The organism is Streptomyces triticirhizae, from assembly GCF_003696235.1.
In the GTDB taxonomy this organism is placed as follows: Bacteria; Actinomycetota; Actinomycetes; order Streptomycetales; family Streptomycetaceae; genus Streptomyces; species Streptomyces triticirhizae.
This window is the reverse complement of sequence record NZ_RFFJ01000192.1, coordinates 1-11,197: the sequence shown is the minus strand read 5'-3', so window position 1 is coordinate 11,197 and position 11,197 is coordinate 1. Positions and strand designations below refer to the sequence as shown.

General features: G+C 69.9%; 10 protein-coding genes and 2 pseudogenes. 1 reads left to right on the top strand and 11 read right to left on the bottom strand.

Features of this window, described 5'->3' with window-relative positions:
• Positions 1 to 884: 884 nt before the first annotated feature.
• Positions 885 to 1,997: pseudogene (locus tag EBN88_RS24700) on the top strand (glycoside hydrolase family 18 protein); the annotation flags it as partial.
• Between the two features lie 274 nt (positions 1,998 to 2,271).
• On the opposite strand, the gene EBN88_RS24695 reads toward EBN88_RS24700, so the two are convergent.
• The 11 genes and pseudogenes from EBN88_RS24695 to EBN88_RS30810 all read right to left on the bottom strand — a co-directional run.
• A complete protein-coding gene (locus EBN88_RS24695; RefSeq protein ID WP_122399270.1) occupies positions 2,272 to 2,718 on the bottom strand; it encodes a DUF2550 domain-containing protein in 447 nt (148 codons plus the stop codon).
• Between the two features lie 68 nt (positions 2,719 to 2,786).
• Complete coding sequence (locus EBN88_RS24690; RefSeq protein ID WP_122399269.1) at positions 2,787 to 3,170, bottom strand: F0F1 ATP synthase subunit epsilon; 384 nt, start codon at positions 3,168 to 3,170, stop codon at positions 2,787 to 2,789.
• A gap of 184 nt (positions 3,171 to 3,354) precedes the next feature.
• Complete coding sequence (atpD, locus tag EBN88_RS24685) at positions 3,355 to 4,809, bottom strand: F0F1 ATP synthase subunit beta (protein WP_122399268.1); 1,455 nt, start codon at positions 4,807 to 4,809, stop codon at positions 3,355 to 3,357.
• A gap of 2 nt (positions 4,810 to 4,811) precedes the next feature.
• Complete coding sequence (locus EBN88_RS24680) at positions 4,812 to 5,741, bottom strand: F0F1 ATP synthase subunit gamma (protein WP_122399267.1); 930 nt, start codon at positions 5,739 to 5,741, stop codon at positions 4,812 to 4,814.
• 3 nt (positions 5,742 to 5,744) lie between these two features.
• Positions 5,745 to 7,316, bottom strand: a complete 1,572-nt coding sequence (atpA, locus tag EBN88_RS24675) for a F0F1 ATP synthase subunit alpha (RefSeq protein WP_122399266.1) — start codon at positions 7,314 to 7,316, stop codon at positions 5,745 to 5,747.
• 100 nt (positions 7,317 to 7,416) lie between these two features.
• Positions 7,417 to 8,241 (bottom strand): F0F1 ATP synthase subunit delta, encoded by an 825-nt coding sequence (locus EBN88_RS24670; protein ID WP_122399265.1) that lies wholly within the window; start codon positions 8,239 to 8,241, stop codon positions 7,417 to 7,419.
• Positions 8,238 to 8,792 (bottom strand): F0F1 ATP synthase subunit B, encoded by a 555-nt coding sequence (locus EBN88_RS24665; protein ID WP_122399264.1) that lies wholly within the window; start codon positions 8,790 to 8,792, stop codon positions 8,238 to 8,240. Before EBN88_RS24665 ends, EBN88_RS24670 begins: the two co-directional genes overlap by 4 nt.
• Before the next feature lie 37 nt (positions 8,793 to 8,829).
• A complete protein-coding gene (gene atpE, locus EBN88_RS24660) occupies positions 8,830 to 9,060 on the bottom strand; it encodes an ATP synthase F0 subunit C (protein WP_122399263.1) in 231 nt (76 codons plus the stop codon).
• A 118-nt stretch (positions 9,061 to 9,178) separates the two neighbouring features.
• The gene (atpB, locus tag EBN88_RS24655; protein ID WP_122399262.1) at positions 9,179 to 9,988 is read right to left on the bottom strand and encodes a F0F1 ATP synthase subunit A; all 810 of its coding nucleotides are present in this window, start codon (positions 9,986 to 9,988) and stop codon (positions 9,179 to 9,181) included.
• A gap of 226 nt (positions 9,989 to 10,214) precedes the next feature.
• Positions 10,215 to 10,676: a hypothetical protein gene (locus EBN88_RS24650; protein ID WP_122399261.1), complete on the bottom strand. Its 462-nt coding sequence runs from the start codon at positions 10,674 to 10,676 to the stop codon at positions 10,215 to 10,217.
• 317 nt (positions 10,677 to 10,993) lie between these two features.
• Positions 10,994 to 11,197, bottom strand: a pseudogene (locus tag EBN88_RS30810) (undecaprenyl/decaprenyl-phosphate alpha-N-acetylglucosaminyl 1-phosphate transferase); the annotation flags it as partial.

Here is an 11,197-nt window from a genome sequence, read left to right as displayed (position 1 = left end):
CGCAGGCGCGGGCGCAGGCGCGGGCGCAGGCGCGGGCGCCCGTCCGGTGCGGCGAGGCGAAGGGGCGGGGCGGCGGGGCGGCGCGTTCGGACTGTCGTTCTTCGTCACAGGTTCCCGCCCTGGCGGGGCGCCGAGCGCGCCGCGCCCACCGAGCGGAACGGTCCGGCGCCGGCGACGTGATGTGGGGCCTTCTCGGCCTTCTCGGCGGTTCCTCCGCCGGTCGGCCCGGCCCCCCGCGCGGGCGGAGGAGCCGACCAGGTCGGACGCGAGCCGGGGCGCCGGCGGTGCACCCACCCGCAGACGGCGGCGGCCCCCATCTCCCAACCGCCCAAGCCGCCACCCACCGTCCAAGCCGCCACCCGCCGGAGGCGCCCACCGGAGGCACCCCACCGCCTTTGGTACAGACCTATTGACCCGTGGTCCAGACCACTCTAATCTCTCGGGCACACGCTGAGCACGCCATGACAACCCCACGGTCAACTCTCCGGACCGCCCCACCCCTTGAGAGACCGCAAGTCCGCCCGGAGAACGCGCGCCCCGCGTGGAGACGACGTCCCCCCACACCCGGCACACACCAGTCACACCCCGGCACACCCCCACACCCCCACACACCCACCCTCACCACGCAACCCCCCACCCACCCGCACCCCCACACCCCCACACACCCACACACCCACACACCGTCTCTCTCCAACCAGGGAGTCCCCTTGAGATCATCCACACCCTCCGAGCACCGCCGCCCCCGTCGTGCGCGCCGGCTGATCACCGTCCTCGCCGCCGCCCTCGCCCTCCCCGCCGCCGGCCTGGTCGCCCTGACGGCGCCCGCCGGAGCCGACGAGCCGGCGGCCGAGATCGTCACCGCCGAGCCCAACGCCGCCGGCGAGGTCCGCCTCGGCTACTTCACCGAGTGGGGCGTCTACGACCGCGACTACCACGTCAAGGACATCGTGGACTCCGGCTCCGCCGAGCAGATCACCCACATCAACTACAGCTTCGGCAACGTGGTCGGCGGCGAGTGTACGGTCGGCGACTCCTACGCCGCCTACGACCGCGCCTACACCGCCGAGGAGAGCGTCAGCGGCGAGGCCGACACCTGGGACCCGGGCGCCCTGCGCGGGAACTTCAACCAGCTGAGGCAGCTCAAGGAGCAGTACCCCCACATCAAGGTCCTCTGGTCCTTCGGCGGCTGGACCTGGTCCGGCGGCTTCGGCGAGGCCATGCAGAACCCCGAGGCCTTCGCCCAGTCCTGCTACGACCTGGTCAACGACCCGCGCTGGGCCGGCGTCTTCGACGGCATCGACCTCGACTGGGAGTACCCCAACGCCTGCGGCCTGACCTGTGACGAGTCGGGACCCGAGGTCTTCGGCGACATGATGCGGGCCTTCCGGGGCGCCTTCGGCGACCAGCTGGTCACCGCCGCGATCACCGCCGACGCCTCCGAGGGCGGCAAGATAGCCGCCGCCGACTACGCCTACGGCGCCGAGTACGCGGACTACCTCGCCGTGATGACCTACGACTTCTTCGGTGCCTTCGACGCGGACGGGCCCACCGCCCCGCACTCGCCACTCACCAGCTACGACGGCATCCCGCAGGAGGGCTTCACCAGCGAGGACGCGATCGCAGCGCTCCGCGCCCAGGGCGTGCCCGCCGAGAAGCTGCTGCTGGGCGTCGGGTTCTACGGACGCGGCTGGACCGGCGTGACCCAGGCCGAGCCCGGCGGCACCGCCACCGGCGCCGCACCCGGCACCTACGAGGCCGGCATCGAGGACTACCACGTGCTCGTCGGTTCCTGCCCGGCGACCGGCACCGTGGCGGGCACCGCCTACGCCCACTGCGGCAGCGAGTGGTGGAGCTACGACACCCCGGAGACCATCGTCGACAAGATGGCCTGGGCCAACAGCCAGGGCCTCGGCGGCGCCTTCTTCTGGGAGTTCTCCGGCGACACCTCGGACGGCGCCCTGCTGGACGCCATCGACAGCGGCCTCAACGCCGCCTGACAAGAGCCCTCCAGGACCGATCAGGCCAGGACCCGATCAGTCCCGCACAGGACCGTTCACACACTGAAGACCGTTCACACCACCTGCGGGGTGGCGCCGACGACCAACGCGTCCGGTGCCACCCTGCGGGCGCGAGCACCGACAGCACAACGGGCGCCCCGACAACACGAACGCGCGCCCCGGCGACGACAACCCCGGAAACGCGCGCCCCAAACGAACCCCGAACGAACAGCCAGAAGCCAGAAACGAGCAGCGAGAAGAGACCCGCTACACCTCACGCGACATTGACCCGCTGCCCCGGCGGCGCCGCCTCCAGCCAGGCCAGGAACCCGGTGAGCGCGTCCTCGCTCATCGCCAGCTCCACATCGCGCCCGTCGTGCCGACAGCTGAGCACCACCGCCCCCGGCAGCAGCGCCAACTCCTCGTCGCCCTGCGGCAGTCGGCGGTCCCGCACCTCGATCCGCTCCCGGTGGAGCGACTGCCTCGGACGCGGCGCGTAGGAGAAGACCCGGAACCACTCGACGCGGTCCCCGTTGTACCGGGCGACCCCGTACCGCCACCCCTTGCCCGGCGACTTGCCCGACGCGGGCGGCGCGAACCTGGCGCTACAGTCAAAAGTGCCGCCGGAGCGTTGGATCACCCGGCGGCGCAGCCCGAAGGCGAAGAGCCCGAGCACCAACAACAACAGCGCCACGCCCAACACGGTCAAGGCGAGGACCATCTCGACCGACCTCCTCGCCTCGTGCGTCCGTCCCGGCTCTCACCCGGGCTCGATCGCTCCGTCTTCTCTCAGCGCTCCGCCGCCACGGCCTGCAAGCGGACCGACGCCCGGCGCTCAGCCTCGGCGTCCGTCTCCGCCTGGGCCTGCTCAAGAGACCGCTGGGCCCGCTCGACATCGATCTCGTCGGCCAGCTCAGCCACCTCGGCAAGCAGCGACAGCTTACCGTCCGTGTAGGACAGGAAGCCTCCGTGGACGGCGGCGACCACCGTGCCCTCCCCTGTCTCACCCGTGGTGCGGATGGTCACCGGGCCGGAACGCAACACGCCGAGCACCGGCTGGTGGCCCGGCATGATGCCGATGTCGCCCGCGGTGGTGCGCGCGATCACCAGGCTGGCCTCGCCGGCCCAGACCTTCCGGTCGGCGGCGACCAGCTCGACGTGCAGCTCAGCCACGATGGCTCCTGTTCACCTGGAATCCCTGGATGGTCCCAAGGGGATGGTCTCTGGCTTGGTCGAAGGATAGTTACCCGCTCCGAACACCCGTGGGGCGGGGGCCCGCCCCACGGGTGACCGCGTTCGGCCCGGGCGAAACGGTGCGCGCCGCACGGCCGGCGAACCGGCGCGCGGCACGCGGCCGTCAGGAGACGCCCAGCTGCTTGGCCTTGGCCTTCAGGTCGTCCAGGCCACCGCACATGAAGAACGCCTGCTCAGGGAAGTGGTCGAACTCGCCGTCGGCGATGGCGTTGAACGCCGCGATGGACTCGTCCAGCGGAACGTCCGAGCCGTCGAGGCCGGTGAACTGCTTGGCCGCGTGGGTGTTCTGCGACAGGAAGCGCTCGATCCGGCGGGCCCGGCTGACGACCAGCTTGTCCTCCTCGCCCAGCTCGTCGATGCCGAGAATGGCGATGATGTCCTGGAGGTCCTTGTACTTCTGGAGGATGCCCTTGACGCGCGAGGCGCACTCGTAGTGGTCCTGCGAGATGTAACGCGGGTCCAGGATGCGGGAGGTGGAGTCCAGCGGGTCCACCGCCGGGTAGATGCCCTTCTCCGAGATCGGCCGGGAGAGCACCGTGGTGGCGTCCAGGTGGGCGAAGGTGGTCGCCGGGGCCGGGTCGGTCAGGTCGTCCGCCGGCACGTAGATCGCCTGCATCGAGGTGATCGAGTGGCCACGGGTCGAGGTGATGCGCTCCTGGAGCACACCCATCTCGTCCGCCAGGTTGGGCTGGTAGCCCACCGCCGACGGCATCCGGCCCAGCAGGGTGGAGACCTCGGAACCGGCCTGGGTGAAGCGGAAGATGTTGTCGATGAAGAACAGCACGTCCTGCTTCTGCACATCGCGGAAGTACTCCGCCATGGTCAGACCGGTCAGCGCCACCCGCAGACGGGTGCCCGGCGGCTCGTCCATCTGACCGAAGACGAGGGCGGTCTGCGGCAGCACGCCGGACTCCGCCATCTCCTCGATCAGGTCGTTGCCCTCACGGGTGCGCTCACCCACCCCGGCGAAGACGGAGACGCCCTCGTGCAGCTTCGCCACACGCATGATCATCTCCTGGATGAGGACGGTCTTGCCGACGCCCGCACCACCGAACAGACCGATCTTGCCGCCCTTGACGTACGGGGTCAGCAGGTCGATGACCTTCAGGCCGGTCTCGAACATCTCGGTCTTCGACTCAAGCTGGTCGAACGCCGGGGCCTTGCGGTGGATCTCCCAGCGCTCGGTGACCTCGGACTCCGCCTCGGGCTCGTTGAGGATGCGGCCCAGGGTGTTGAAGACCCGGCCCTTGGTGACGTCGCCGACCGGCACGGAGATGCCGCCGCCGGTGTTGGTCACCACGGCCTGGCGGACCAGGCCGTCGTTGGGCTCCAGGGCGATCGTGCGCACCAGGCCCTCGCCCAGGTGCTGCGCGACCTCCAGGGTCAGCGTCTTCTTGGCGCCCGCGTTCGCCGGGTCGGCGATGTCCACGGTCAACGCGTTGTAGATCTCGGGCATCGCGTCGACGGGGAACTCCACGTCGACGACCGGGCCGCGAACCTGCGCGACCCGCCCGGTCGGCAGGTCCTGCTTGGGGGCCGCCTCAGCAGCAGTAGTCATGGTTAGCGTTCACTTCCCGCGCTCGCGTCGGCCAAGGCGCTGGAGCCACCGACGATCTCAGAGATTTCCTGGGTGATATCGGCCTGGCGGGCCGCGTTGGCAAGCCGCGTCAGCGACTTGATCAGTTCCTCGGCGTTGTCGGTCGCCGACTTCATCGCCCGCCGGGTCGCGGCGTGCTTGGAGGCGGCCGACTGGAGCAGGGCGTTGTAGATGCGGCTCTCCACGTAGCGCGGCAGCAGCGCGTCCAGGACCTGCTCGGCCGAGGGCTCGAAGTCGTAGAGCGCGTGGGTGTGCTCGTCGCGCTGGAAGACCTCGGCCGACTCCTCGGCGGTCCGCTCCAGCTTCAGCGGCAGCAGCCGGCGCTCCACCGGCGTCTGCGTCATCATCGACACGAACTCCGTGAACGCGATGTGCAGCTCGTCCACGCCACCCTCGTCGGTGTCCCGCTCCATCGCCTCGATCAGCGGGGCGGCGACCTCCTTGGCGTCGGCGTAGGTCGGGTTGTCGGTGAACCCCGTCCACGACCGGGTCACGTGCCGCTCCCGGAAGGCGTAGTAGGAGACGCCCTTGCGACCCACGATGTAGGTGTCCACCTCCTTGCCCTCGCTCGCCAGCTGGCTGGTCAGGTGCTCGCCCGCCTTGATGGCGTTGCTGGAGTAGGCGCCCGCGAGGCCACGGTCGCTGGTGATGATCAGAACGGCCGCCCGCCGGGGCCGCTTGGCCTCGGTGGTCAACGGGTGCTTGACGTCGGAGCCGTGCGCCACCGCCGTGACGGCGGCGGTCAGCTCGTCCGCGTACGGGGTCGAGGCGGCCACCTTCCGCTGGGCCTTGACGATCCGCGAGGCGGCGATCATCTCCATCGCCCGCGTGATCTTCTTGGTCGCGGTGACCGACTTGATCCGCCGCTTGTATACGCGCAGCTGGGCAGCCATGGATCAGTCCTCGCCCAGCAGCTTGCCGTCCGAGGTCTCGAACTGCTGCTTGAACTGGAGCACGGCGGCGCGCACGGCCTCGACCGTCTCGTCGGACATCTTCTGACCCTCGCGGATGCTGGTCATCAGGTCCTTGTGCTCGCGCCCGAGGTAGTCCAACAGCTCCCGCTCGAAGCGGCGGATGTCGCCCACCGGGATGTCGTCCATCAGACCGTTGGTGCCGGCCCAGATGGAGACGACCTGGTTCTCGGTGGAGTACGGGCTGTACTGCTCCTGCTTCAGCAGCTCGACCATCCGCCGGCCCCGCTCCAGCTGGGCCTTGGAGGAGGCGTCCAGGTCGGAGCCGAAGGCGGCGAACGCCTCCAGCTCGCGGAACTGGGCCAGGTCCACGCGGAGCGAACCGGTGATCTGCCGGATCGCCCGGTGCTGGGCGGCGCCACCGACCCGGGAGACCGAGATGCCCACGTTCAGCGCCGGCCGCTGGCCCGCGTTGAACAGGTCGGACTCCAGGAAGCACTGACCGTCGGTGATGGAGATCACGTTGGTCGGGATGAACGCGGAGACGTCGTTGGCCTTGGTCTCGACGATCGGCAGCCCGGTCATGGAGCCGGCGCCCATCTCGTCGGAGAGCTTGGCGCAGCGCTCCAGCAACCGGGAGTGCAGGTAGAAGACGTCACCCGGGTACGCCTCGCGGCCCGGCGGGCGGCGCAGCAGCAGGGAGACGGCGCGGTAGGCGTCGGCCTGCTTGGACAGGTCGTCGAAGACGATCAGCACGTGCTTGCCGTCATACATCCAGTGCTGGCCGATGGCCGAACCGGTGTAGGGCGCGATGTACTTGAAGCCGGCCGGGTCGGAGGCCGGGGCCGCCACGATGGTGGTGTACTCCAGCGCGCCGGCCTCCTCCAGGGCGCCGCGCACCGAGGCGATGGTGGAGCCCTTCTGGCCGATCGCCACATAGACGCAGCGGACCTGCTTGGACGGGTCGCCGGAGCGCCAGTTGTCGCGCTGGTTGATGATCGTGTCGACGGCCAGCGCGGTCTTGCCGGTCTGCCGGTCGCCGATGATCAGCTGACGCTGGCCACGGCCGATCGGCGTCATGGTGTCGACGGCCTTGTAGCCGGTCTCCATCGGCTCGTGCACCGACTTGCGCTGCATCACCGAGGGAGCCTGAAGCTCCAGGGCCCGGCGGCCCGTGGTCTCGATCTCGCCCAGGCCGTCGATCGGGTTCCCCAGCGGGTCGACGACCCGGCCGAGGTAGCCGTCGCCGACCCCGACGGAGAGCACCTCGCCGGTGCGGCGCACCGACTGGCCCTCCTCGATGCCGCTGAACTCACCGAGGATGACGACGCCGATCTCCCGCTCCTCAAGGTTGAGGGCGAGGCCGAGGGTGCCGTCCTCGAACTCCAGCAGCTCGTTCACCATGGCCGAGGGCAGCCCCTCGACCTTCGCGATGCCGTCACCGGCAACGCTGACCGTCCCGACCTCTTCCCGCGAGGCCGCGTCCGGCGTGTACGACTGGACGAAGTTCTCCAGTGCGTCCCGGATCTCATCCGGCCGGATCGTGAGCTCCGCCATCTGGGTTCCCTGCTCTCCTTGTTGGGCCCGTAAGTTCTTCCGCTACGGCCCAACCCGGGCCGCTGGTCCTGCTTGTTGAGTTGGTGTCCGCGCCGCGCGGTCAGCCCGCCATGCGGCGGGTGACCTCTTCCAGCCGGTCACCGATCGTGCCGTGGATCACGTCGTCCCCGATCCGCACCGAGATCCCGCCGAGGACCGAGGGGTCCACGTCGAGGTTCAGCTGGACCGGTCGGCCATAGAGCCGGCCGAGGGCGGCGCCGAGACGTTCCCGCTGCGCGTCGCTGAGCGGGACCGCCGAGGTGACCTGCGCGACCGAACGGTTCCGCCGGGCGGCGGCGAGCACGCTGAGCGCGTCGAGCCCACTGTCCAGGCTACGGCCTCGCGGATGTTCCACGAGACGGGTGACCAGACGGAGCGTGACCTCGCGCGCCCGGCCGCCCAGCAGCTGGCGGACCAGCTCGCTCTGGGCGGCGAGAGCCCGCTCGCCACGGTCCCTGACGCTGAGCGCGGCGCGCAGCTCGGGCGAGGTGGCGACGATCCGGCTGAACCGGAACAGCTCGTCCTCCACCGAGTCCAGGCTGCCGTCCCGCTCGGCGACGATCAGGTCCGCGATGTCGGCCAGCTCCTCGACCGCGTCCACCAGATCACGGGAAGCGGACCAGCGGGAGCGGACCATGCCCGACACCAGGTCGACGGCCTCGCCGCCCACCTGGTTCGCCAGCAGCCTGCCCACCAGCTCCGCCTTGGCCTCGCCGGCCTGGGCCGGGTCGGTCAGCACCCGCCGCAGCGCGACCTCGCGGTCGAGCAGGGCGGTGACGGCGGCCAGCTCGCCGGCCAGCGCGGCGACGTCCACGCCGGTGCTGTCCACCAGCGTGTCCAGCCGCTCCCGCGCGGCGTCCAGCGCCTCGCGGCTCGCTCCCATCATCGGGCGGCCTCGGTTCCAGCCGTCTCGGCCTTGGCCTCCAGCTCGTCGAGGAAGCGGTCGATGGTGCGGCTCTGCCGGGCGTGGTCCTCAAGGGACTCCCCGACGAGCCGACCGGCCAGCTCCACGGCCAGCTTGCCGACATCCTGGCGGAGCAGCTCGGCGGCCTGCTTGCGGTCGGCTTCGATCTGGGCGTGGCCGGCGGAGATGATCTCCTCGCGCTGGCGCTGCCCCTCCTCGCGCATCTCGGCGATGAGCGCGGCGCCCTGCTCCTTGGCCTCCTGGCGGAGCCTGGCCGCCTCGTGCCGGGCCTCGGACAGCTGCTCCCTGTAGCTTTCCAGCGTCTGCCGGGCCTCGGCCTGGGTCGCCTCGGCCTTCTCCATGCCGCCTTCGATAGCTTCCCGCCGCTCATCAAGCGCCTTGTTGATGGACGGCAGGAGCTTCTTGTAGAAGACGAAGAAGATGACACCGAAGCAGATCAGCCCGATGACGATCTCAGGCACCACCGGCACCACAGGGCTCTGCGGTTCCTCCGCGGCCAGTTGCATCAGCATGGTGGACCCTTCCTCGGTAGTGGCGTGAGTGCTTGCGTCAGCCGCCGAGGGCGAAGGCGAGCACGAAGCCCATCAGCGCCAGCGCCTCGACGACGGCGAAGCCGAGCAGCATGTTCTGCCGGATGACGGCGGTGGCCTCGGGCTGACGGGCGATGGCCTGGACACCGTTACCGAAGATGATGCCGATACCGACACCCGGGCCGATGGCCGCGAGGCCGAAGCCGATGGTGTTGACGCTGCCTTCAACTGCGGCGAGAGCTGCGGACATGTCCGTTGTATTCCTTCTCTGTGGTGACCCGGTGGGGGGATGTCCACCGGAGTGCGTTGCGGTTCTTGGGTGGCGTCGGGCGCCGTTCACGGGTGACCGGGTCGCCCTGGGGCCTCTCTCAGTGCGCCTCTTCGAGGGCCTGGGAGATGTAGGAGGCGGTCAGCACCGTGAACACGTAGGCCTGGAGCGCCTGGATGAACATCTCGAAGACCGTGAGCAGCAGCGTCATGATCAGCGAGGTGGCCGAGTAGAACGTGCCCACGACCGTACCCAGGGTGTACCAGGTGCCGATGATGAAGACCAGCAGCAGGAGGTGGCCCGCGAACATGTTCGCGAAGAGCCGGACGGTCAGCGTCAGCGGCCGGATGAAGACCGCCGAGATGAACTCGATGGGCGTGAGGATCACGTAGATCCCCTTGGGGAGCCCGCTGGGCACGCAGAGGTTCCTGATGCCGCCGACCAGGCCGTTGGTCCTGAACGTCAGGTACATGTACGTGCACCAGACGATCAGGGCGAGCGCCGCCGGATAGGCGATGATCGAGGTCGCCGGGAACTGGGCGAACGGGATGATCGCCCAGATGTTCATGATCCAGACGAAGAAGAACAGCGAGACCAGCAACGGGACATACGGTTCGCCCTTCTTGCCCATGGTCTCGCGAGCGACGCCCCGGCGGACGAAGTCGTAGAGGACCTCGGCCACCAGCTGGAACTTGCCCGGCACGACCTTGGGCCTGGCGAACGCGGCCCAGAAGAATCCGCAGATGATGACGGTGCTCAGGAACACCAGCGCCATCGGCTTGTTGACCTCGAACGAACCGATGGTGAACAGCGGTTCGAAGATGAACGACCACTCAGACGGGGCGGGGAAGCCGCAGTCCTTGAAGAGATGGCAGTCGGTCTCGAAGGCGAGCACCTGGTCATTACTCACCGCGAGACTCCCTCGGCGTGACGCATGGATACGGCTACCTCGATGTGTCGGCGTGGCGGCATACCACGGAGCGGCACTGGACTAGGTGTGACGGAGGAGAGGCCGGTCCGCGACCACGGCGCTGTCCCGGGCACCGCGCGCTTCGCCGGTGAGCCGCCCTCCGGCGACGGACGATAGCAGCAGGGAAGGACAGCGCTTATGCAGCCCCCCGGCTCACCGTTGCTGGTCATGCCGGACCGCCCGGTGTGACGGTGGACCGCTCGTCGGCGGGCTCGGACGTCCGGTCCGCCCCGGCGGTCACGTCGACATACAGCGTCTTGACCCGCAGATGGCCACGGACCTGACCGGCGAGCCAGACGGCCGCGCCCACCAGGACCCCGATGGCGAACGCCTGTCCGTCGAGGAAGTCGGCGTCCCGCAGCACCAGCAGCAGCACGAGCAACAGGCCCATCTGCGTGGTGTAGATCAGGAAGGCGGCACCGAAGAACAGCTCGGGCCAGCGCTGGCCCACGACGTTGAGCGACAGCAGTCCGATGGCGAAGAAGGCGGCGGCCACGAAGGCGCCGAGCGCGACCCCGCCGGCCTCCCGGCCCCCGGCCAACAACGCGGCGACCAGGGTGGCAAGGACACCTACCGTGGCAGTGGGGAGAGCGGCGCCTCGGATGATCCGGGCGTCGTTGGACTGCATGGAAGCGTTCTCCGACGGGCTTGGGGACTGTCGTCGTTGACGAGCGGGTTTCGCCCGGCAGTTGGGCCTCCACGCCGGGTCTCGTGAACGCTATCACAAACTTTTTGATGAGGTCTTTACTCGAACGTGTGCAGGACCTCACACCGTTGGGAGTATCCCCGGCGCGCCCGCCCGCCCACGCGGCGGGGGGCTGCTAGGGGACTCGCGCCCCCTGGCCCGGTGGGCGCTCAGGGGCGCGAGGAACTGCGCGAGCCACCACCACAGGCCGCGGACGACCACGATCCAGGAGCGGCAACGGCGCGCGGTCGACTCCGACGTCAGGAGCGGCTGTCGATCTTGCGGCGGGGCGCGAACCGCTGCCGGCTGCCCACCGCCGTCGCCCCGTGCAGCCCCGGCGGGGTGCGCGGTTCACCGCCGGCGTCCGCGCCCTCGCGCTCCGCTTCCGCCTCGCGCTCCGGCTCGGGCTCCAGCCGGCGCGCCGGCTCCTCCGCCCAGGCCCGCGCCGCCGGCTCCGCCGGGCG